Origin of the sequence: Gaoshiqia hydrogeniformans, from assembly GCF_049347105.1 — a bacterium.
Taxonomy (GTDB): domain Bacteria; phylum Bacteroidota; class Bacteroidia; order Bacteroidales; family Prolixibacteraceae; genus Gaoshiqia; species Gaoshiqia hydrogeniformans.
Genome location: NZ_CP186334.1, coordinates 1,307,763 through 1,330,769, shown reverse-complemented (window position 1 = coordinate 1,330,769; position 23,007 = coordinate 1,307,763). Strand labels below are relative to the sequence as shown.

Below are 23,007 nucleotides of genomic sequence, written 5' to 3'. Positions count from 1 at the left end.
TAAAAGCGGCAGGGTTTACCTTTCCCGGCGGGAACCAAACTTATTGCGTCAGGGTAAACCGGAAGCTTACCCCGAAATTGGTGGTTGCCGTGGGGAAAGCCTGCGAGGTGAACGGGTTGTTAATCAGTTTGTCGTAGTACACCCGAAGCTGGAAGCGGTCGCTCAACATATAGTCGGCGGTCGTTTTAATGGTAACCGCTTTTTGTCCGGCCGTTAACTGGTCTTCGTTCTCCGTTAATTTGCGCAGCAGGGTCTTGTTTTTCCGGAACGACACATCGGCCCGGATATTCAGATCGTTTGAGTAAGCCTTTTGCGAGTTTTTGGTTTTTATGATCAGGTCCATCTTCTGAAAACGGTAACCAAAACCCAATGAAAGTTCATTGCTAAGCACTTCGGTCAGTTGGTTGTTGGCGAAGTTCAGGGTTAAGTTACGCATCCGTTTCACCTCCACGCGGGTCGACATTTCGTTCAGCCAGTTTACGTCGACGTTGATCAGCGGGCTGAACTGTTCGGTGATGCTGACCGAATTAATATCGTACTGGCTCACAAAATTGCCGTTAAACTGGTTGGTGATGTAGCTGAATCCGTCGTCGTAAACCTGGTCGTTATAACTCAGGTTGGTGATGTAAGAACCGATATTGTATGATGAACGGTAGGAATGGTTCAGGTTGACTGATCTGGCCATCTTGTTCAGTCCCTTGATGTTGGAGACCACGCCATCGTAGGTCACCCGCCAGTTCGGACGCATGTGCCAAATCGAGGGGAATGGTTCCAGGGAAACCTTCTCCGGCGATTGGCCGGTGTAGGCCGCTATAAACGAGGGAATTAATACTTCCTGCGAAGTCGGTCCGTAGCCTACCGGGTAGCCGTTTGTTTCGTTCACCATCTCCGGGTCGTATCCTTCCGAAGGATTGGGTACGCGCCGGGCGGCCAGCCTCCGGGCAATCACGATCCGGTTATCGAGCATTTCCCGGTAAGCGTCTGACTCTTCCACTTCGGCGCCTCCCATTTTGCTGAAAGCGGTGCTCCAGGTATTTACCGACATGGTGAAGTTTCCCCTGATGGTGCGGTTTGTGGCATTGAAAAGGCCGGTGCTGCCGTTGTACAGGTAGTATTCGCTGGTATTTTCGGAGAAAGACCGGTTGGCCGACAGGTCGATCCGAAGAAAGGGTATCGGTTCTATATTGGCCCGTATGGTGAAGGTCTCGTTACGGCTCATCACGTAGGGCGCGTTTAGCGTGGTATCTCTGGTGATCCAGCCTTTCAGCGCGGCATCGCGGGCAAAATTTTTGTCCTGCCATCCGAGCAGGAAGGGCAGTCCCGGGGCAGTGCTTGCAGCTACATCGCCAAACATTACCGGGTCGGGGTGGTAATTCCCCGATCCAAAAATGCTGGGCTCGGGCATAAACCCGGGCAATACCGTTCCTCCCGAGCTGGAATAGGTGACGGCGAGAGTTTTCAGGCTCATCAGGGTACGCGCGGTGTACAACGACACGGTATAAAGAAGGCTGTTCTCCAGGGTTTGCTTGCCTTTAATGTCTATCTTAGCTCCCTCCAGGTCGATTCGCGGTGTAAATTTGATGTGATTTTCATCAACAACATCAACCACCCCGTTAACCCGTTGTCCGCGATCGTTCAGCACGGTTACCTGCACATCCCTGGTTTTTAGGCGGTGTTCGATCAGGTTCGGGCTATTCCCTTTAAGGCTTAGCTTGTCTTTCGAAAATTCCACTTCCCTCACCCGGACGTTTGAAGCGGCCGCAGCTTGCTCGGCAGCCCTGGTCCGGCTTCCTGAACTCCGCGTGGCCGCAGATGTACTCACAAATTTTTGATTGACTTCTTTCAGGAACGGCACTTTGTTATACAGGTTCAGCATGGATAACTGCCCGTTCCCCTGGATCACGCGCGAGTTTTCGGCAATGTTTCCCAACTCCATGCTTTCGTCGGTGATGGAGCCGGCCCGCCAGTCGTACATGGCCTGATAACGGGCATTCATGGTGACCCAGTTGAAAAACTGGATCTTATTGATGGGCACCTGGTACGACGCATTAATCACATGATGATAAAGCACCGGACGTCCCAGGTGTAACAGGTTGGTCAGGATCGAATCTTTTTTCATCTGGTAATCGTCGTCTTCGCGGTTCATACGTCCTTCCGGCTCATCAATCCGGGCTGTTCCCTGCGATGAAAAGTCAATCTTCAGCGAACGGGTCAGCGTGTGACGCAGATCGAAGTTGCGCCTCCACAAAAATTCTTTTTCAACGGTCAGCGGAATGATCAGGTTCGGGTTGGAGATATTCCGGGTTTGCACTTCCTTGTAATACCGGTAAAGCTCGTTCCGGTACGAGATCTGGGTGGGCATCAGGTAAAAGTTGAAGTCCCGCACCAGGCGCAGGGTATTTCCTTTTAATACCTTCGAGTTTTTAAAGGGCTCGTAGATTTTCGGGCGATTGTTGAAGTTATAACTTAACACCGTCCGGTAGTTTTTCTCCAGGCTGTATTCGGTGTTTACATCCCGTTCTTTTTCCTGGTTATAGGCGAAGGTGCCGGAGAAGTTTGCCGGGTCGTAAAGCCGGGGCTTCCCCGATTTGTTAACCTTGTCGACCTTGACGTTGTTGAGGACGATGCTTTTCCGGCTGGTATAATCCTGGGCCATTCGTTTGATCGAATCCCTTTCTGACGACGAACCTGCCCGGCTGAGCGCTTCAGTCATTTCAATATCCGGGTCAAGCGGGTTATATTTCGGGTTGCTGATGCTTTTTGAAACACCCACATAAAGCGGGATTTTCACCTGCGCCTGTTTGGGAAAGAAACGTCCCAGTTCGAAGTTCGAGGAAATATCGTATTCGGTGAGGTCGTCCATCGCTCGTTCCAGGGCGCTTTGTTCAATACTTCCGAAGCCAACAGACCGGTGGCGCCCGGCGACAACAACCGACCCGAAATCGGCCAGTCTGGTGGAAACGCGCATGTTTGCCGCCCATCCGCCTTCGTCTTCCAGTTCGCTCAGGCGAAGCTCGTTGGCCCACACTTCAACGGTTTTTGGGCCGGGGTTAAATTCGGTTGTCTTTTTATGACGGATACCCATCATCATGACTTCGATGTTCCCCAGGTTGGGATTTCCTTTTATTTTTACCCGGTTTTTATTGTTGTTCCAGTCTTCGTGGACCACCTCGAAGACATCGCTGGTCCGGATGGTTGATCCGGCCTCCCGCATGGCATCGTTCCGCGACAGTTTGGCCCCGGTAAACAGGGATAGCGGGATGTTGATGCGGTTCTGGTCGGGCCAAACCGCGTATCGGTCGGCCTCGATATTTTTGTTGTAAATTCCCGGGGCAGTCAGTTTTAAGGGCAACTCATACTCGTAATAGTTATTGCTGTAATCCGATCCCAGGCGGATGAAAAAGTACATTTCATCATCATTCAGCGGGTAATTCTCGATGGCCTCGGCGTGTACTTCCAGCTTCAGGCGTTTGTATTGTCTGAAGTCGAGGTAAATATTTTTATACGCGGCCCGGGAGTCGCCTTGTTCCAGGTCGTAGGTGCGCAATACAAGCGACTGTTCGTTTAACTGGAGCAACTGTGCATTTGAAGGGTCAATCACCCGGTCGATTCCCGGAGGAAGCACATAGTTAACCGGTTTCCGGTCGCTGTTTTCCTCAATATTGACAACCGACACGTCGAATTCGGTATTCATATCGGGGATATCATTCAACTCTTCCAGCTCGCCGGTATAACGGCGCCAGTCTGCCCGTACCAGTTCAAGTGTGGCAAAACGCAATACCACCGGATCGGCGAACTGGTGCAGGAACATACGCATAAAACGAATGGAACTGAAGTTAGAGATTCCGCCAATCACCTGGTCGGGCTTGGTTACCGGAATCTTAAACTGGTACCAGTTGACTTCCCCGATTGTTCCGTTGGCCAGTTCTACCCGGGCCGTCCGGACATCGGAGATGTAATTATTCCCGACAGCCATGTCTTCGCGGCGGATACTGACCCGGTACTGGTAGTAACGTTCATACTCGTTCAGGGTGCCGTCGCCGTTAATATCTTCTACATCCGGCAAGGTGTAAGCGGCCGTGGGGTAGGTTTCGGGCGACCGTGAAGCGGGGACCGAGTTGCCTTCGACCCCGTTGTATTTTTTGTACCGCTCCAGAATGCTCAGTTCCTGCTGGTCGTAATCGGAACCCCGGTAATAATGATAGTTGTCTCCCGACGGGTCGGCCGTAAACTCGGCCAGGACATTCTGGTCCAGGATGTTTTGCACCGACTGCAGGTACCCGCTGTAAAATTCCCGTTCATCATCATCGCTTAAGCCGTCGAAACCCACATCCTGTCTGACGATAATGTTCGGGTCGGTGACAAAACTGTTGGTGATTTGTGTTTTGGTGGATACTTGTCCCCAGATGGTCGGATCGACATTCGACGCCAGGTCTGTTTCGGGAAGACCATGTTCGAACGATTTGCGCGAATCTTTCAGGATATCTTCCGACACATCGCCCAGGTTGAAATATAAATCGCCGCCCTGATGAACGGAAAAAGTGTCGTTGACAAAGGGGTCCATCATCCAGAATTCGATGTATTCGATGTTGGCTGTTTCAAAGTCGGTTGTTTCGATTTTTCGCATGATCCCTCCCCAGCGCGATTCGGGTTGGCGCAAGGTCCCGTCGGGATTTAAACCGGCCGAGTATGCCGTTGGCTGGCTGTCGAAATTGTAAGGCCCGCGCTCTTCGGGATAATAAGCCACGTCGAAGACCGAAATGTTGGTTGGTACGCCAATCTCGGTATCTTTATCCGGAAAAATTTCTTTTTGAAAAACTTCGCGCACCAGGTGGTTCGACTGCTGGTTTTTGTCCTGCCTGATATGGGCCGGTGTTTGAGACGTATTTCGGAGGAAGAGGGGGTCGATCACGTACCAGGCCAGTTTGGCCCTGTTGAAGCCGTATGCCAGGTCGTCGTCGGTGTCGGCCTCCGGGAAGAGGCTCTGCTTTTGCGGCGTACTGGCTGTTACCCAGGATTGGCGTGTCCTTAGGTCGATGGATGTTTGGGTCGATTCAAAATCGTCGATATAAACGGTCGATTTGGTCACACTCGATTCGCCTACCACCAGCTTGGCCACTTCGGCTTCAACAGCCACGGTTGAAATTTCTTTGGTTTCGATGAAGGGAAGCTTGTCAACCAGGCGGGTTAAAAAGCCCGACTGGGTTGAGTAGGTCGCGTCGAGCCCGAAAATGGCATTGGAAATCGGATCGTCGCCATAGTTCACTTTCTGGGTGAGCGGCCGTTCGTTCATGTAAAGCAAGGTGGCCCCGAGGTTAAACTTATCCGAGAACGCATAATTGGCATGGGTTCCCAGCAAGGTTTTTCGCTGAACGGAAAACAGATCTTCGCTTTCGGTGGAGATTTGCAGCGCAGCCCCGGATTCGAGATAAGCCTGGTTGATGATTTTTACCCTTCCCAGCGTGTAATCCACGGTATAGTCAATGTTTTCAACCAACACGATCCCGCCGGATGTTACTTTCACCGAGCCCTGCGCCAGGTTTACCGTGCCCAGCGAGATTTCGGAGCTGGATGAACCGGTATAACTTCCTTTCAGGATAAACTTGTTGTGTTCCGCATCTTGTTCTGCAACGGTTTTGGTTGAGTCGTAAAGCGACTGGTAGGTGTATTTGTTGGCAAAGAAACTGTTGTTTATCGAGTCGCGCAGGTAACTGCCGAAGGGTTCGACCGCCGGAAAAATAATACGCCCGGTGGTTGAGTTTACCGTTACATTTTCAATAAAGTCGAATACCCCGTTGCTCCCCGGGTCCAGTTGCGAGTTCAGGTTATCCAGGTTCAGCACGTTCAGCAGGATGTGTCCCTGGAGGTTTGAGCCGGGCAGGTAATTGACATAGGTCCCCGTAGAATCGTTCTGATACAACACATCCAGAATAAAGCCGTCGCTGCTTAGCTCGTAGGCATTCAGGTTGTAAATGTTTTTCATCATCAGTTTCCAGGTGGGCAGCCTGGGCGACAGGTTGGTCCCTTTCAGCAGCTTCAGCACCAGGGTTTGCGGGGCTTCAACCCCGTCGGACGAGAATTCGCCCACCTGGAAAGTTTGCCCGTTGGCGGTATAGTTGAAGGCTACCGCCAGCACCTCGTCGGCATTTAGCGCCGAGTTGAGCGAGATATAGCCCAGATTCAGGTTGACCGTGTACTCCGATTCATTCAGTTTCCGTGCCTGTTCAATTTTTTCAAAATCCTGCCCGCCAATAAAATTAGAGGACGACAGCGGGGAGAGTGTCCTCGAAATCTGGGAAACGACCCGGATGTCGCTGTAAGTGGTTGTCATTTCCTGGTACAGCCCGTTCGCCTGGTTGTAGGGATAAATATTTTCGGGGTAAGGCTGGCCGCCGGGATCGCGAAAATCGGTAACCTGGTTGTAAATATTTGACGTATGTTCGCCCAGGTCCATCAGGGCGAGGATATTACGCGCTTCGTTATAATTTCCGGATTTATTGGTTACCCAAACTTCAATTTTATTGATGGTAACTGACGAAAGGACCACCGGCAGTTTTCGTAAAGCCTCGTCGTAATGATCGCGGAAGTAATGCGATAAAAAGAAGTGCCGGTTGGCGTCGTAATCGGAAGCCCTGATCTGAAAAGAGGTTTTTTGTGCGCCACCCTGGGTTTCCACCACCTTTGTTTCCCCTTTGCTTTGCGAGAAGATGGTGGTCAGGTTGAGTTTACCAAACTGCATCTCGGTTTTCACCCCGAACAGGTTGGTGGCGCCGGTAATCAACGAACCGTTCAGCGGCAGTGAAACATTCCCGGCTTCAATCCGCTTGATAATTTCGTCTTCGTCGCCGGTATATTCCAGGTTCATTTTATTTTCGTAATCAAAAGTCGCTTCGGTGTTGTAGTTTACCCGCATTTTCATTTTTTCGCCAATATTTCCGGCAACGTTCATCTGGATTTTTTGGTCAAAATCAAACGAGGGGGTTTTTCGTAAACGTTCGGGTATCGAAGGGTTTTCGGTCGAATTCATTTGGTATCCGAAGCTGACTTCGACATAACCCTGCGGACGGATATCGATCGTATTTCCGCCGAAAATCCGGCTGAAAGCTTCTCCTTCAATCATTAAGCGGGGAATGGTTCCTCCCTGGTTCTCCATGCTGAGTTGGTTGGAACGTTTTCGCCAGTAGTTGCGGATTGAGTTTTCAAAATCATACTTCACATAATCCTGCAAGGACATGGCTTTGGGAAGCCGGTAGTTAAAATCACCGATTTTTTCATAAAAAATATACTCTCCCGTCACGGGATCGTAAACAACTTCGGTTTTTATGTTCGAAGGTTTTTTCAGGAAAAGATTGGAGCTGTCTTTTTGGTCGTACTCATATTCTTTCGCGTCGCTGAAGGGATACGGAAGCGTATAATTTTCGTTGCTTTGTACCGTATCCGGCTGACTATCCGGCTTGGATTCAGAAACGACAGATCTGTTGGCCGGCCCCGAAGACCAACCCATAGCAATGATCCCTGAAAGTACAAAAAAGAGCAGTGTATATCTCAAGTCCGTTTTCAATACCGCATTTTTTCAACTGTCAAAGGCTTTTCAAGGCCATCTTTATCATTTGTTCTACGGTGAGTTCCGGATTTGCTTTTTGAATATTATCCAATTCTTTTTCAATACTTTTCCTCGCAAATCCAAGCATCACTAAAGCTGATAACGCTTCATCGCGAATTGTATTGTTTGCCGATGGTATTAAAATTTGATCGCTGGCCGGGCTTTTGCCTATTTTGTCTTTTAAATCGATGATTACCCGCTGGGCGGTTTTGGCGCCGATCCCTTTGATGCTTTTCAGTAAATTGACATTTTCGGTGAGGATGGCATTCCTGATTTCATCGGGTGAAAGCGACGAAAGCATCATCATCGCGGTATTTGAACCAATTCCGCTGACCGAAATCAGCAAGCGGAACAACTCCCGTTCGCCAGTCTGCGCGAAGCCGTATAGTAAATGGGCATCTTCGCGAACCACCTGGTGAACATACAGCAGGGTGTGTTCTTTCCCGTTAATGGACGAGTAGGTATTCAGCGAGATATGGATGAAATAACCCACGGAGCCGGCTTCGATCACGGCGTGGGCAGGTGTCAGCCCTGCTATTTTTCCATAGATGTATTCAAACATGGTTTTGTTGATTAAATAGCCGGTTCTTCATCTTCAAAACTAACGCTTTCGTCTACCTGGTTGGGGTTGATTTCGTACTTCTTCAGCGGGTTCCTGCTGATTTCTTTGTACAACTGGCGGCTGTTGTACACGTCGATGGCCAGGTAAAGCGCTTCGCGGAAAGACTCGGGCGACGCTTTTCCTTCGCCGGCAATATCAAAGGCCGTTCCGTGTGCCGGCGAGGTACGGATCACCGGTAAGCCGGCGGTATAATTCACGCCCCGTTCAAACGAAATCACTTTAAAGGGTGTCAGGCCCTGGTCGTGGTACATGGCCAGGATTGCATCAAATTTGGTGTAGTCGCCCGAACCGAAGAAGCCGTCGGAAGGGTAGGGGCCAATGGCTAAAATACCTTCTGTTTTGGCTTTTTCAATAGCCGGGATGATGATATCTTTCTCTTCGGAACCCAGCAAACCTCCGTCGCCGGCGTGCGGGTTGAGGCCCAGCACCGCAATGCGTGGTTTTTTGATGCTGAAATCCTGTTCCAGCGAGCTCGAAATGATCCGCAGTTTATTCAGGATCGCCTCGGTGGTAATCAGTTTGGTTACATTACCCAATGGCACATGGGTGGTCACCACCCCGATCTTCATCATTTCGCTGACCATCAGCATCAGGTAGTTGTTCGTCTCGAACTGTTCGGCCAAAAATTCGGTATGGCCCGGGAAATTGAATTTGTCGCTTTGGATGTTGTCTTTACTGATGGGCGCCGTCACCAGGGCGTCAATTTGTCCTTGTTTCAGGTCGGTTACAGCTGCGTCTAAAGCCATATAAGACGCTTCGCCGGCCACATCCGAAATTTTTCCCAGTTCAACACGAACGTTATCGTCAATGCAGTTGATGATGTTGGCTTTACGCGAATCGGCTTCGCCTGCATGCCGGATGCTGTGGAAATTGAAACTTTCCATGTTCAGCGCCTTCCGGTGGTAAGCGGCAACTTTGGGCGATCCGTATACGATTGGGGTACACATTTCCAGGATGCGCGGGTCGCTCAGCGTTTTCATGATGACCTCGTAACCAATCCCATTGATGTCGCCCTGTGAAATCCCGATTTTTATTTTGTTTCTGCTCATGTTGTGTTTTCTATTGATGAAATTTGCATTAAAAGCGCCCGGTATTTCTACCTGATATCTGTCGCGTAAATTTAAATTATAAATCGGCTTTATCAAAACTGATTTTCTTTATCATTGTAATCAGTAAGAAACATAAACTGCCTGGTTATGAAAAAACGAATTTTCCTTTCCGTTATCTTCCTTGTTTTGATTGTCGGCGGATTGTACCTGAACCAGCTGATGCCTGTCATTACAGGCTATGCCGCCAAAAACCTGGCGTCGGGTGTTTTTGTAGCCGGGCGGACGCAGGAGGCGATGGAGGCGGAGGACCTCAATTTTTCGGTGATTAAATACACCGCCAATACGGTCGACTTTGAAAAGAAAGAAGTGGTCAGCCGTTTTTTGTGGGGAAAATCGAAAGCGGTTTACATCGACGGTTACGGATGTACCCTGGTGGCTGATTACCCGGAAGAAGCAATCAGGTCGCGTAGTTACCCGCAGGTTGTGCCCTTACCCGAGAACCCCGATACCATTGACTGGCCAATGGGGAATGTGGTCGCCGATTCGGTTCCCCGGGGAATTAATCCGGACAAACTGCAAGAGGCCGTCAACAAAGTGATGTCTGATACCATCCCCTACAAAGGGACTTTTGCGCTGATGGTGGTGTACCGGGGACAACCGGTTGCCGAGGCGTACCGGGACGACTTTGCGCCCGAAAGCCGGTTCTTAAGCTGGTCGATGGCAAAAAGTTTCACCAATGCCCTGATTGGCCTGCGGGTGAAAGAAGGACAGCTCCGGTTGGACCAACCCCTGGATTTTGACGACCGGGAACCTGATCAGCAAAAGGATATTGTGCTGAACAACCTGCTTCAAATGAACAGCGGCCTGGAGTGGAACGAAAATTACGGGAATTTGTCTGATGTAACGATCATGTTGCATAAAGCGGGAGATATGGGCATTTACGCTGCCCGCAAACCGGCGGCTTTTCCGGCCGGTTCGGTTTGGTTGTACTCTTCAGGAACAAGCAACCTGGCCAGTTTAATTTTACGCCGGTCATTTCCCGACGACGAGGCTTATTACCGCTTCCCGCGCGAAGCCCTGTTCAATAAAACCGGGATGAAAAGTGTTGTTTTTGAGCTCGACGCTTCCGGTACATTTGTGGGCTCGTCGTATCTGTATGCCACCATGCGCGATTATGCCCGCTTTGGATTGCTCTATCTGAACCGGGGAAACTGGCTGGGCGAACAATTATTGCCCGAAGGCTGGGTCGATTATACCGTGCAGCCGGCAGAAGGATCGGACGGGCAGTACGGGGCGTTTTTCTGGCTTAACCGGTCGGGCGACCAGCCGGATGCACCGGAGGACACTTATATGTGTAAGGGGCACGACGGTCAGTTCATCTTCATTATTCCTTCGAAAGAGCTGATTGTGGTGCGTACCGGTTTCTCGAAAAAAGGCGAATTTGATACCAACCTGATGCTGAAGGAAATTCTGGCCAGCCTGGATAACTAACCGGACGATGATAAAAAAACGGAAGTGCATGAGATCCTTAGCATTTCTGATCTTTTCAGGCTCGCGCACTTCCGTTTTTTTCTGCCCCGCTTAAATATACTGAGGCCCTTTTTGCAGTTTTACATCATTCACAAACTGACGGATTTGCTGTTCGTCTTCCATTCGGCAAACCAGCAGGACGTTGTTCGATTCCACCACAATATACCCGTTCAGTCCCTGCAACACCGCAATTTTATCATCCGGCAGGTTAACGATGCAGTTTTGCGAATTGTAAAGCATCACATTCCCGCCGCTGACCGAGTTGGCGTCGTCGTCTTTTTCTTTATTCTCGTACAGCGAGCCCCAGGTTCCCAGGTCGCTCCACCCGAAATCGGCGCAAAGCACGTAAACATTATTCGCTTTTTCCATAATCCCGTAATCGATCGAGATATTCTGGCACTCGGAATAGGTTTTATTGATAAAGTGGACTTCGTCGTCTGTCCCGAAAAGTTTTTCACCTTTCCGGAATAATCCGGCAATGTCGGGAAGGTGGCTGTCAAATGCGTCCAGGATGCTTTTCAACGACCAGATGAATATCCCCGAATTCCAGAAAAACTCGCCGCTCTCCAGAAAAATCCGGGCCATCTCGAGGTTTGGTTTTTCGGTGAAGGTTTTTACTTTATAGAGGTTATCGGTATTTTTGTATGGCAGCCTGGATTCGGTCTGGATGTAGCCGTAACCGGTTTCAGGACGGTTTGGTTTTATCCCCAGGGTAAGCAGGGCGTCGTTTTCTCCGGCAAATTCAAGTCCGCGCCTGACGATTGACAAAAACTCTTCTTCTTTAATAATTAAGTGATCGGAGGGGGCCACAATAACGTTGGCATCGGGATTGATCGTTTTTATCCTGCTGCACGCGTAGGCAATACAGGGAGCGGTGTTTCGCCTCAGGGGCTCAAGTAAGACCTGGTCTTCCGATAATTCAGGCAGCTGGCTTAAAACCAGTTCCTTATAATCCACGCTGGTGACGATGAAAAAATTTTCTGCCGGGCAGATTTTTTTTAAACGGTCGAAGGTCATTTGGATGAATGTGCGACCGGTTCCGAGGATGTCCAGAAATTGTTTCGGCATGGCGCTTTTGCTCAATGGCCAAAATCTGCTGCCTACTCCTCCGGCCATGATCACACAATAATTGTTTTTCATAGGATGCTGTTTTTGAACTTTGCCGTCAAAGATACCTATTTTGACAATGATAAATGAACAGATTCGACCGGTTTCATAACATGCCGGAGCCGTAAGATTGAAATCGGCGTTTTGGCGGCTGAAATCTTTTCTGATTATTTGTACCTTTATCCGGGAGTACGGGTTTAAATCAGGAGCAGGATCTGCCCGAAAACCGCGGTACGTTTTTGTTGATACAAGTACGAAGCCATTAACTAATTTTTTGTTTGATGAAATTCTTTTTTCACACAGGCCGGTATTTCTCACTCTTGGGCCGGGTTTTCTCGAGGCCGGAACGTTCGCGGATCTACCTGCGTAAGCTTTTTTTCGAAATAGAAACCCTGGGCATTGATTCGGTTGGGATCGTGGTGATTATTTCCGTTTTTATGGGAGGGATCATTACCCTGCAACTGGCTTATAACATGTCGAGCCCGCTGCTTCCCACTTACCTGGTGGGACTGGGAAACCGGGATACGCTGATCCTGGAATTTTCGTCAACCGTCATGGCCCTGATCATGGCCGGAAAGATCGGCTCCAACATCTCGTCGGAGATTGGCAGCATGCGGGTTACCGAACAGATTGATTCGCTCGAAATTATGGGGGTTAATTCAGCCGGTTATCTGATACTGCCGAAAATTGTCGCCGTGGTTCTTATGCTTCCGTTCCTGTATATACTCAGCGTATTTTTTGGACTGCTGGGCGGATTAATTGTCGGGCCGACGGTGGGAGCGGTTACCGCGCCTGATTATATCAACGGGATCCAGTACCTCTTTGTGCCCTACTATGTTTATTTTTCGCTGATCAAAACCCTCTTTTTTGGTTTTTTGGTTGCCTCGGTCCCGGCTTATTTTGGATATTATGTCGAAGGGGGCGCCCTGGAAGTTGGCGCGGCCAGTACCCGCGCCGTGGTAAATACCACCGTCCTGGTTTTGGTATTCGACTTAGTGTTAACTCAATTACTATTCCGATGATCCGCGTTGAAAATCTGACAAAAATATTTGACGGGAAACCTGTTTTGAAAGGTATCTCCAAAGAATTCCATAAAGGAAAAACCAACCTGATTATTGGACGCAGCGGTTCAGGGAAAACAGTTTTGCTGAAGTCGATTGTTGGGCTGCATGAAATTGACGAGGGCGGCATCTATTACGACGAGCGTAACTTTACCGGTATGAAGGTGAATGAACGGAAGAAACTTCGCCAGGAGATGGGGATGGTGTTCCAGGGAGGCGCTTTGTTTGATTCGCTGACCGTTGAGGAGAATGTACGTTTCCCGCTCGATATGTTTACCTTACAGGGTACAGCCGAAAAACAAAAACGGATCGAATTCTGCCTCGAACGGGTGAATATCAGCAAAGATGCGCACCGCTTGTCGCCATCGGAAATTTCGGGGGGGATGAAAAAACGCGTGGCCATTGCCCGGGCTATTGCCCTGAATCCCCACTACCTTTTTTGCGACGAGCCCAACTCGGGCCTCGACCCCGAAACGGCGATCCTGATTGATGAGCTGATTCATGAAATTACCGTCGATTTTGACATTACGACCATCATCAATACCCACGATATGAACTCGGTGATGGAAATCGGCGACAACATCCTGTTCATCAGCGATGGCGAGATGTGCTGGGAAGGTACAAAAACCGAAATTCTGTATTCCGATAACCGGAAACTACAGGAGTTTGTTTTTGCCAACCGGCAATACAAAGAGATCAGGGACCGTAAAATCGGCGACGATAAAACTTAACCTTTGGGCGACAAAGTAATTACCGGCACGATCATTTCTTCCATCGAAATTCCTCCGTGCTGAAAGGTGTCGCGGTAATATTGCACGTAATAGTTATAGTTGTTCGGGTAAGCAAAAAAGTCGTTGTTCAGGGCAAAAATAAATTTCGAACTGACATTTCTGCCGGGTAAATAGGCTTTTTCGGGTTGCGGAATTTCAAAAACCTGCTTCGGGTTGTAATTCAGGTTTCGCCCGAGTTTGTAGCGCAGGTTGGTAACCGTTTCCCGGTCGCCGATCACCTTTACGGCATTATCGACCCGGATGGTGCCGTGGTCGGTGGTCAACACCACTTTGATTTTATTCTCCGACAGGCTTTTCAGCAATTCCAGCAACGAGGAATGGTTAAACCAGCTCCGGGTCAGCGAACGATAGGCTTTTTCGTCGCTGGCCAGTTCGCGCATCATTTCCATTTCGGTGCGCGCGTGCGACATCATGTCCACAAAGTTGAATACCATGACCGACAGGTCGTGCTGGAGGATACTCCCGAGGTTATCGATCAGTTTTTTCCCGGTTTTTAACGACGATACCTTTTCGAAGTAAAGCTTTTCTTTTCGTCCCAACCGGCTCAGCTGGGTTTGCAGCAGTTCTTTCTCGTGCATGTTCTTATTGCCTTCATTGTCGTCTTCTTCCCAATATTGCGGGAAAATACGGGAAATTTCGGAAGGCATCAGTCCTGCGAAAATGGCATTGCGCGCATACATGGTGGCCGTAGGTAAAATGCTGTAATAGAGCTCTTCTTCTTCGCTCACAAAATACTGGTTCATCACCGGGCTCAAGGCCCTGAACTGATCGTAGCGCAGGTTATCAATCACCAGCACGAAAACTTTATCTTTTTTATCCAGCAAGGGGAAAACCTTGTGCCGGAACAAATCAGGCGACATGAGCGGACGTTCGTTCAGGTCTTTTTGAAACCATGACAGGTAGTTATTTTTGATGTAGCGGGCAAAGGTATTGTTGGCCTCGTTTTTTTGCATTTTAAGCACTTCGTCCATTGCCGAATCTTCAGAGCCGGCCAGTTCGAGTTCCCAGAAAACAAGTTTCCGGTACACCTCTTTCCAGTCGTTAAAGTTGAGTTGTTCGTTCAGCCGCATCCCGATCTTTGAGAACTCGCTCTGGTAGTCGGAGTTGGTTTTCCGGGTAACCAGCTCACGTTGATCGACGTTCTTTTTAATCGACAGCAGGATTTGTTTCGGGTTCACGGGCTTAATCAGGAAATCGGCCATTTTTGAGCCGATGGCCTGGTCCATAATGTCTTCTTCCTCGCTCTTGGTAATCATCACTACCGGTACATTGGGGGCAACCGCCTTGATGCTGTTCAGGGTTTGAAGCCCGGTCATTCCCGGCATATTTTCGTCCAGAAAAATAATGTCGAAATGGCTGTCGCGCACCAGGTCAATGGCATCGGAGCCGTTTGTGGCGGTTGTCACTTCATAGCCTTTTTGTTCTAAAAAAATGATATGGGCGCGTAAAATATCAATCTCATCGTCGGTCCAAAGTATACGGATTTTCTTCATATGGTCACTATTTGTTTAAAATAACACAAAACAGAAAGGAATAAGTATGCTTTTAACAAACATTAACGTGTCAGGGAGCCAGATAGTAGTTCCGGTAGAGTTGCATGTAGCCGTTAATATCTTTGGTGTCGAGAAGAATGCGGTAGTTCTCAGCGGAGATAATAAAGTTCCGGTAATTCACTTCGGCCAACGGACCGTAAACGCCGGCGTTTCGCACGATGGCCCGCAGGTAAGCCATTGCAGTGTCTTTGTTATCGAACTGACTGATCCGGAAGATGATCTGCTTTTCATCCAGCCTGACCTCCTGGATGGACAGGCCCGGCGACGCGTAATTTTGCAGGTTGAACAGGCTGATGGCCTCTTTCAGGTTTTCGCGGTCAATTCCTTCCGACGGAACCAGGAGGAGAAAGTCGTGTTCGCCGCTCAGGTCGGTATTGAAGGCCGCCTGCGGTTCTGATTTTCCGGGCGTTGCCGGCGCCTCAACTGTTGGCCTGACAACCGGACGTTCTGCCGGTTTATCTTCGTTAAAAGCTCCGCTGATATAATATTCGCGGAAGAAATTCATATAATCTTCGATCTTGCCGTTCGCGATCAGCTTTTCGAGGTTCTCATCCGAAATAATAAAATTCCGGTAACTTCGTGTTTCCAGTTCGTCGAATAAACTGCGGGTGGTTATAACCTGCCTGAAATAGGGCATCGCCTGACTGATATTTCCCGGCGATTTGATTACCAGCAGGCGGTAGTTTCCAAACGAACGTTCCGTTGCCGACAGGTTTAGATCGGCGAAGTTTGTCCGGTTGAAGGAGTTAAAGGCAGCGACCAGGCGGCGTGTGCTGAAGGCGGCATCGTTGACGGCGATCACAAAATTCTGTGCCGCTTCGCGGTTCCGGCTGAATGCGGCCGTTCCGGTTTCGGGTTTAACCACCACGAAGGTCCCTTTTTCCTGCTGGCGCGTTTCTTCTTCCAGCGCTTTGGCCATCAGCTCTTCGGGTTCGGGTAATTCGTCCTGCGGGAAGTCACCTCCGATAAAGCGGCTGTAATTTTTAATGAAGAATCGCAGGTATTCCATATAAGTCCGGTCGCTCATCACCGTTCTGAAATTGGCCGACGAAACGGTAAAGTTAACATATTCAGTGTTTTTCAATGTTTCAAAGACCTCGCGTTTGCGGATGATTGAACGGAAATAGATCAGCGCCTGCTGTTTATCTTCCATCGAACGAACCACGAGCAAATGTGTTTGCGGGTTCATGTTTTCGGTTTCAATATCGAAATCGGTTTTCATGTAATGGTCGATATTGTAGTTGGCAATATCAAACTTAAGCCGGTTCAGATCAACATCGGCCGTTACCGGGAAAGCAATCACAAAATAATGCAGCAGTTCGTCATCGTACGAGAATTTGCCGCCAAACTCATCGTTTGCGGCCCGGTCGGCCGTGAGCAATTCATCATTTTCGATCTCGTCGCTTAAATACCCTAAGGCGATCAGTTGCTGGTAATCAACCAGGGTACTGTCCAGAATGAGTTTCAGGATGTTTTCGGCCAATGGTTTTGCCGGGCTGGCCGGATAAGTATGAATGTATTCTTCGAGCTTTTTGCCAAACTGGTCCATCTCCAGTTGGGTTCCGTCGGCAATGGTTTCAATGAAACTGACTTTGGGCAGCAGCAAACTGTCCGGCTCCATGCTTTTCAGCTGTTTGGCCAAACGGCCGGCTTCGGGGTAATGACCTTGACGGTATTGGTTGAATGTTTGTTGGTACAGCTGATTCAGGCTGTCGTTCCTCGCTTCAAGCTCGATAAAAAAGTTCGGGTTCACCAGGTACCGGGCATACTTGCTGTCGGGGTAATTGCCGATGATCAGGTTTCGGTAATATGCAGACTTCTCCTGATCTCCGGTTTGTTTATACAGTTCCCACAATTCAAACCAGATGGTTAGCTGGTAAATATTATGCTCGTATCGTTTCAGCAGGTCTTCGTATTCGGAGATCGCCATTGGGTAATTGTGAAAATCCTGCCGGAAGATTCGCCCGGCATTAAAAAGGGCATCCCTGATTTTGATGTGGGAGGCGGCCATTTTTTCTTCGGTGAGGGGCAAGTCCTGCAGGTAATATTCGCGGTTATGCCGGTCGTCAACCCGGGGAACGACGGGTTGAGCGGGCGTTTCGCCGTTTACCGGTTCTTCGGTCTCTTCGGCCATGACCAGTTCGGATACCGATCCCTTGTTTTTCCGCCGCCAGTTATCTTCGAGCCGGCGTCGTCCCCAAAGCTGTTCGAACTCGGTTTTTCCGTAGGTGACGGTTGTCGGGTTGTAAAAATACCAGCCCGAACCCTGTTGTTGCTGGCTTAAACCGAGCCTCGACTGGTTGATGCGGAAGAAACTCCGGTCGCGCATCTCTTCTACTTCCGCTTGTTTGCGACGAAGTTCTTCGGCCCTCACCTCCTGGATCCATTGGGTCACCAGCCGGTTACGTTCGGTATCATCCATCAGGGCAAGGCGCTGCAGGCTGTCTTCCCTGACTACCGTGTAGAGGTTATCTGTCAGGCGCGTCAGGTTTTTATACCTGTCGGCGATCATCAGATAATTCGGATAATTCTCGTCGATAACAATCATGGCGCTGTCGTAATAACTTTGTGCGCCTTTATAATTTTGGTTGTTAAAGTAAATTTCTGCCAGCGTGATACACGACAAGGCCCGTTGGTGATGGTTCCGTGAGCTTACTGCCGCCGACTGGATATAATTTTCAATGGCAGTTTCCTGTTGGCCTTCTTTTAACCAGATATTCGCAAGGGCATAATAAATCTGGTCCCTGAATTCCTTGTTCTTTTCGTCACGCAACATTTTTCGCAATTCTTTTTTCAGCTCTCCGGTGTCGGCATCGTCGCTAAAAACCCCGGTTGCATTAATACGGGCGTTAAAAGCCATGATGTACGACGGATTCATGCGGGCGACTTCGCGAAAGGTATTGGCGGCCAGTTGATTTTGACCTGTTTCTTTGTATAATTGGGCAAGAATATACTTGTACCGGGCCCTTTCATGTTTCTTAAACGGACTTTCGGATGCCAGTTTTAACTGAGGAATGGCCTCGGTCCATGCTTTCAGGCGCATGTGGTAATCAGCTACGGCCAGCGAAAATATGCCGTCCAACCGTTTGGGGAATTTCGATGAGGCATCGAGGTCGTTGATCAGTTCCAGTGCATCCTGGTATCGTTCCAGTTCGGTGTAGCAGCGTACCATCCACACGTAAGCGTCAAACCTTGTTTTTTCTTCGCTGAATTTTCGGGTGACGATGGAGAAGTTCTCGAGGGCCTGGATGTATTTTTTTTGATAGAAGAAAGCTTCGCCCATCATCAGGTAACTGTCATCCACCCATTTGTTAAATTCGTCTTTGCCTGCCAATTGCTTGTAGCCCAGCGACCGGTTCTTTCTGCGCTTGGGTTTTTTCGTGATCGAGTGTAGGTTAATCAGTTTGGAGCCTTTGATCACGGCGTATTCCATCTCCGAAACAGCCACGCGTTCGGTTCCAGGCTCGCTGGATTTGTAGATGGGCAAAATCCGGGAATAATCGTCGGCCACGGAATTGTTCATCCGGTCGAGCCCGGATTTTATACTTTCTTTTCCGTTGAAATAAATGTTGTAATGGGAGGTGAGGTTATGGTACGAACGGGTTACCAGCGTGTTTTTCTCGGTAGAACAACCGCCCCATATCAGAAACACAAAAACCGACAAAAATATGTTTAGTAAAACTTTTTTCAACCGTGATTATTTACACTTTAGGATAAACTGAATATTCCCGATATTATTGTTTTTTGTTTCAGGTAAAAGTAAAGGTGAAAACCAAGTGATTGAAGCCGTATATTTCTGTTATTTTGCCGGTCGGGGTTTCCTGCCGAAACCCCGCGAACGGGGTATCATCTTTATTTCCGGCTTACTTTCACTTTTTTGGTTGGATCCAGTTCGTCATTTCGGCGTTCTATTTCCCGGATGGCATTGGCTGCCAGTTCGGCGAATGCTTTTCCCATGGCCGAGGTTTCGTCGGCAGCAACCGGTTTACCTTCGTCTCCGCCCTCGCGGATTCCCTGTACAATCGGGATTTGGCCCAACAAGGGGATCCCCAGTTCTTCAGCCAGTAATTTCCCGCCGTCTTTGCCAAAAATGTAATATTTGTGGCCGGGCAGTTCTTCGGGGGTAAACCAGGCCATATTTTCTACTAAACCAAGTACGGGTACGTCAACGGTTTTTCCGCGGAACATGTTCACCCCTTTAATGACGTCAGCCAAAGCAACATCCTGCGGGGTGGTGACAATGATGGCGCCGGTTACCGGAACTGTTTGAACCAGGGTGAGGTGAATATCGCTGGTTCCCGGGGGAAGGTCGATCAACAGGTAATCCAGTTCGCCCCAGTGTCCGTCCATGATCAGTTGTTTCAGGGCATTCGAGGCCATCGGGCCGCGCCACACCAGCGCATCTTCAACCGAAACAAAAAAGCCGATCGACAAAATTTTAACGCCAAATTGCTCGATGGGTTGAATCACCTCGCGTCCGTCAACTTTATCGCCTGCCGGCCTTAACTTTTCGGCGCCAAACATTTTCGGGATGGAAGGCCCAAAAATATCAGCGTCAATCAGGCCGACTTTGGCGCCGGTGTTGGCGAGCGCTACCGCCAGGTTGACGGAGACGGTAGATTTTCCCACGCCTCCTTTACCCGAAGCCACGGCAATAATGTTTTTCACTTTTGGCAGTACCGGCCGTTCCATCTGGTGGATGGCTTTCACGGCAATATTCCCGCGAATGTCTACATCGGGCCCAAGCTCTTTCAGAATGGTTTCTTCACAGGCTTTCACCAGGGCCCCGATGTTTTGATCGTCGGAGCGTTGAAACACGAGTGAAAAGTTCACTTTTTTGCCGGCGATACGGATTTCCTGAACCATATCCATCGATACGATATCCTGGTTTGCACCCGGGTAGTTTACCTGGCGTAGCGTATCGGTTACATTTTTTGGTACGATGAGTTTGCGTGGTATGTCTGCCATATTGCGTTGTTTAATAGTCGTCAATGGTTAATTCTTTTGCCGGGTCCCAGAATCGTTCTTCAAAATCAACAACCTGGTCGTTCTCGACCCGGATCCCTTCGCTTTCCAACAGTTCCTGCATGGCCCGGGGGCTTCCGAAATGATGTTTGCCGGTCAGCAGTCCTTGTGAATTGACTACCCGGTGGGCTGGCACTGCAGCCGGATGGCCGTGCGCTTTGTTCATAGCCCAGCCAACCATTCGCGCCGACTGTCCCGTGCCGAGGTAACGGGCAATGGCGCCGTAGCTGGTTACCCTTCCCCCGGGGATGAGCTTCACCACTTCATAAACCATATCAAAAAAATCGGCCATATTTATTCTCGTGCAGAACGTCCAAAACTGCGGTACGGATCTTTCTCAATTTCAACAATTGGTTCGCGTAAGGGTTCATCGTGGCTGAATTGAAAAGCCAGGTATTTAATGGCGATTCCCCGTTCGCGCCATTGTTTCTCATAGAATGTCTGAATGGACAATACCTCATCGAGCAAATCCGACCGGTACAGGTCATCGGTTTGTTTGACGATGTTTAGCCCGTTTTCTTTGACCATCTCCAGGGTGTAGTTGTACTGAAAATTACTGTCGGTTTTCAGGTGAATGGTGCCTCCCCGGCTTAAGATTTTCCGGTATTTTTCCATGAAATTGGTAGCTGTCAGCCGGCGGCGGGCGCTTTTCATCTGTGGATCGGGGAAGGTGAGCCAGATTTGTTCGACCTCATTTTCTCCGAAAAATTTATCGATGATCTCGATGCTTGTACGCAAAAAGCCGACGTTCCTGATGTTCCGCTGCAGGGCATCTTTGGCCCCCTTCCACATCCGGGCTCCTTTTATATCGACACCGATAAAATTTGTTCCGGGCATATAGTTGGCCAGAGAAACGGAATATTCGCCTTTTCCGCAACCTAGCTCCAGCGCCAGCGGCTGGGCGTTTTTAAAAAAAGATGCACTCCATTTTCCTTTTAATTCATGATCAGGCTGATTGGGATTATGAAAAGGCGCCTGGATCACATTCTCGAAAGTTTCCATTTCGGAAAACTTTTTCAGCTTATTTTTCCCCACTTCTGTCTCTAATTTCTTTTTTCAATACGAAAGCCCACATCCCGGATTCCTTTCAGATGGTTAGCGCGCATCCCGTGACGGATGGAAAACCGGTATTCGCCCGAAACAGGAAAATAAACATTCTGTTTGTAGAGAAACTGGTTGTCAAATAAATCGCCGATGCCGCTGCCTGTCCATTTCCCGTGAATATCGGCCAGCACAAACTCAATGGTGTCGGTAAGTACTTTCCCGTCGGGCGACTGGATATCGACGAACAACCAGAGATTACTGTTCGGGTAATTCCCCTGATTCCGGATATTCAGGAATAAATTATAGTTCTGCCTGGTTTCGTGCAAATCAACCGAAAAGACAGCAACGGTGTCCTTGTGCCACCCTTCGTCGCCGATGGCTTTGTACGATTCGAAAATCCGGTTCGGGTCGCACGACCACAACGATAAACCGGTCAGAAACAAAATGACGGCGTGTTTCATGACTGGTTTCTGTTTGGATTCCGGTTTCCCGGACGTTTCTTTTTCCGTTGCCGGTGTTTGGGTTGATCAAAACGGGTCAGGCTATCCGGTGATAAAACATCTTCGTATTCTTTGTTCCGGCTAACAGTACGGGGTTCTTTTTGTTCGATCAGTTTTTCCACTTTCCGGCCCCGTTTGTTCAACAGGATGATCTCTTTTACCCGGTCGACAGGAACCGCCACCGGACCGTCCGGGTTTGGAAAGTTCGCCTGGTAATACATGATCCGGTTAAAGATATCGGTTTTGAAGAAGGAATAGTTCCCTTGTTCTGTTTGCAATGCGATGTTGTTGGGTGGAAAATCTTTCTGTGCGTCAATGTATGAGTCCACTTCGTAGTTCAGGCAGCACTTCAGCTTACCGCACTGCCCGGCCAGCTTTTGCGGGTTGAGTGAAATTTCCTGGTAACGCGCGGCATTGGTGGTTACCGATACAAAGTTGCTGATCCAGGTGGCACAGCAAAGTTCCCTTCCGCAGGGACCGATGCCGCCAATCCGGCCGGCTTCCTGCCTGGCGCCGATCTGTTTCATTTCAATTCTTATCCGGAAGGTTTCGGCCAGCACCTTGATCAGCTGTCTGAAATCGACCCGCCCCTCGGCGATGTAGTAAAAGATGGCTTTCGTTTTATCGCCCTGGTATTCCACATCGCCGATTTTCATATCAAGCCCCAGATCAAATGCAATTTGCCGCGATTTGATCATGGTTGCATGTTCCTGGCTGATGGCTTCTTTCCATTTGTCAATATCAACTTGTTTGGCCTTGCGGTAAACTTTGCGGATTTCGCCGTTGATTAAGGTCACTTTATGTTTTTTTTCCTGGTGTTTCACCAGTTCGCCAACCAGGGATACAATCCCGATGTCGTGGCCGGGATTGGCTTCAACAGCAACAATATCTCCTGCTTTTAATTTCAGGTTGTTGACATTCCTGAAATAATCTTTGCGTGTATTTTTAAACCGAACTTCAACGATGTTTTCCTGATCGGTCATGTTAACGACATCGCTCAGCCAGTTATAAACCTCAAGCTTTCCGCAGCTTCCGGCCTGCTTTCGGCAACAACCCCGTTCGACAGATAAATTTTCATCCATAATGAAATGATTATGACTGAACCCTTTTGCAGCATAAAAA

Annotated in this window: 14 protein-coding genes; 3 read left to right on the top strand and 11 right to left on the bottom strand. The window is 49.1% G+C overall.

The annotated features are described in order from the left end of the window. Nucleotides 1–40: 40 nt before the first annotated feature. The 3 genes from sprA to pdxA are packed head-to-tail and all read right to left on the bottom strand — an operon-like array spanning nucleotide 41 to nucleotide 9,274. Entirely contained in the window at nucleotides 41–7,561 is a 7,521-nt protein-coding gene (gene sprA, locus ACOIT5_RS05390; protein ID WP_423129443.1) for a cell surface protein SprA, read from the bottom strand. Between the two features lie 19 nt (nucleotides 7,562–7,580). Then, complete coding sequence (gene ruvA, locus ACOIT5_RS05385; RefSeq protein WP_423129441.1) at nucleotides 7,581–8,165, bottom strand: Holliday junction branch migration protein RuvA; 585 nt, start codon at nucleotides 8,163–8,165, stop codon at nucleotides 7,581–7,583. 11 nt (nucleotides 8,166–8,176) lie between these two features. Further along, complete coding sequence (gene pdxA, locus ACOIT5_RS05380; RefSeq protein WP_423129440.1) at nucleotides 8,177–9,274, bottom strand: 4-hydroxythreonine-4-phosphate dehydrogenase PdxA; 1,098 nt, start codon at nucleotides 9,272–9,274, stop codon at nucleotides 8,177–8,179. 147 nt (nucleotides 9,275–9,421) lie between these two features. Here pdxA and ACOIT5_RS05375 point away from each other — a divergent pair, with 147 nt between their 5' ends. Beyond that, nucleotides 9,422–10,765 (top strand): serine hydrolase domain-containing protein, encoded by a 1,344-nt coding sequence (locus ACOIT5_RS05375; RefSeq protein WP_423129439.1) that lies wholly within the window; start codon nucleotides 9,422–9,424, stop codon nucleotides 10,763–10,765. Between the two features lie 90 nt (nucleotides 10,766–10,855). On the opposite strand, the gene ACOIT5_RS05370 is transcribed toward ACOIT5_RS05375, so the two are convergent. After that, on the bottom strand, nucleotides 10,856–11,944 hold the full coding sequence (locus tag ACOIT5_RS05370; protein ID WP_423129438.1) for a mannose-1-phosphate guanylyltransferase: 1,089 nt from the start codon (nucleotides 11,942–11,944) through the stop codon (nucleotides 10,856–10,858). A gap of 248 nt (nucleotides 11,945–12,192) precedes the next feature. Between ACOIT5_RS05370 and ACOIT5_RS05365 the strand changes: the two genes are divergently transcribed. Both ACOIT5_RS05365 and ACOIT5_RS05360 read left to right on the top strand, forming a co-directional pair. Beyond that, entirely contained in the window at nucleotides 12,193–12,933 is a 741-nt protein-coding gene (locus ACOIT5_RS05365) for an MlaE family ABC transporter permease (RefSeq protein ID WP_423129437.1), read from the top strand. After that, on the top strand, nucleotides 12,930–13,703 hold the full coding sequence (locus tag ACOIT5_RS05360) for an ABC transporter ATP-binding protein (RefSeq protein WP_423129436.1): 774 nt from the start codon (nucleotides 12,930–12,932) through the stop codon (nucleotides 13,701–13,703). The genes ACOIT5_RS05365 and ACOIT5_RS05360 overlap by 4 nt, the downstream gene beginning before the upstream one ends. On the opposite strand, the gene ACOIT5_RS05355 is transcribed toward ACOIT5_RS05360, so the two are convergent. The 7 genes from ACOIT5_RS05355 to ACOIT5_RS05325 all read right to left on the bottom strand — a co-directional run bounded on the left by ACOIT5_RS05355 (nucleotide 13,700) and on the right by ACOIT5_RS05325 (nucleotide 22,967). After that, entirely contained in the window at nucleotides 13,700–15,256 is a 1,557-nt protein-coding gene (locus tag ACOIT5_RS05355; protein ID WP_423129435.1) for a response regulator, read from the bottom strand. The genes ACOIT5_RS05360 and ACOIT5_RS05355 overlap by 4 nt on opposite strands. Before the next feature lie 70 nt (nucleotides 15,257–15,326). Beyond that, nucleotides 15,327–19,007 (bottom strand): tetratricopeptide repeat protein, encoded by a 3,681-nt coding sequence (locus ACOIT5_RS05350; RefSeq protein ID WP_423129434.1) that lies wholly within the window; start codon nucleotides 19,005–19,007, stop codon nucleotides 15,327–15,329. A gap of 161 nt (nucleotides 19,008–19,168) precedes the next feature. Next, complete coding sequence (locus tag ACOIT5_RS05345; RefSeq protein WP_423129433.1) at nucleotides 19,169–20,284, bottom strand: P-loop NTPase; 1,116 nt, start codon at nucleotides 20,282–20,284, stop codon at nucleotides 19,169–19,171. Between the two features lie 10 nt (nucleotides 20,285–20,294). Next, entirely contained in the window at nucleotides 20,295–20,633 is a 339-nt protein-coding gene (locus ACOIT5_RS05340) for an MGMT family protein (protein ID WP_423129432.1), read from the bottom strand. A 2-nt stretch (nucleotides 20,634–20,635) separates the two neighbouring features. After that, entirely contained in the window at nucleotides 20,636–21,376 is a 741-nt protein-coding gene (gene trmB, locus ACOIT5_RS05335) for a tRNA (guanosine(46)-N7)-methyltransferase TrmB (RefSeq protein WP_423129431.1), read from the bottom strand. Between the two features lie 8 nt (nucleotides 21,377–21,384). Further along, nucleotides 21,385–21,846: a gliding motility lipoprotein GldH gene (locus tag ACOIT5_RS05330; RefSeq protein ID WP_423129430.1), complete on the bottom strand. Its 462-nt coding sequence runs from the start codon at nucleotides 21,844–21,846 to the stop codon at nucleotides 21,385–21,387. Next, nucleotides 21,843–22,967, bottom strand: coding sequence for a PSP1 domain-containing protein (locus tag ACOIT5_RS05325; protein ID WP_423129429.1), 1,125 nt, complete (start codon nucleotides 22,965–22,967; stop codon nucleotides 21,843–21,845). The genes ACOIT5_RS05330 and ACOIT5_RS05325 overlap by 4 nt, the downstream gene beginning before the upstream one ends. Nucleotides 22,968–23,007 lie beyond the last annotated feature (40 nt).

What these genes read in the sequence shown, in the direction of transcription:
- ACOIT5_RS05365 (WP_423129437.1), top strand. Translation starts at nt 12,193, where the DNA reads ATGAAATTCTTTTTTCACACAGGCCGGTATTTCTCACTCTTGGGCCGG.
- ACOIT5_RS05355 (WP_423129435.1), bottom strand. Translation starts at nt 15,256, where the DNA reads ATGAAGAAAATCCGTATACTTTGGACCGACGATGAGATTGATATTTTA.
- pdxA (WP_423129440.1), bottom strand. Translation starts at nt 9,274, where the DNA reads ATGAGCAGAAACAAAATAAAAATCGGGATTTCACAGGGCGACATCAAT.
- ACOIT5_RS05370 (WP_423129438.1), bottom strand. Translation starts at nt 11,944, where the DNA reads ATGAAAAACAATTATTGTGTGATCATGGCCGGAGGAGTAGGCAGCAGA.
- ACOIT5_RS05375 (WP_423129439.1), top strand. Translation starts at nt 9,422, where the DNA reads ATGAAAAAACGAATTTTCCTTTCCGTTATCTTCCTTGTTTTGATTGTC.
- ACOIT5_RS05340 (WP_423129432.1), bottom strand. Translation starts at nt 20,633, where the DNA reads ATGGCCGATTTTTTTGATATGGTTTATGAAGTGGTGAAGCTCATCCCC.
- ACOIT5_RS05360 (WP_423129436.1), top strand. Translation starts at nt 12,930, where the DNA reads ATGATCCGCGTTGAAAATCTGACAAAAATATTTGACGGGAAACCTGTT.
- ACOIT5_RS05345 (WP_423129433.1), bottom strand. Translation starts at nt 20,284, where the DNA reads ATGGCAGACATACCACGCAAACTCATCGTACCAAAAAATGTAACCGAT.
- ruvA (WP_423129441.1), bottom strand. Translation starts at nt 8,165, where the DNA reads ATGTTTGAATACATCTATGGAAAAATAGCAGGGCTGACACCTGCCCAC.
- ACOIT5_RS05330 (WP_423129430.1), bottom strand. Translation starts at nt 21,846, where the DNA reads ATGAAACACGCCGTCATTTTGTTTCTGACCGGTTTATCGTTGTGGTCG.
- ACOIT5_RS05325 (WP_423129429.1), bottom strand. Translation starts at nt 22,967, where the DNA reads ATGGATGAAAATTTATCTGTCGAACGGGGTTGTTGCCGAAAGCAGGCC.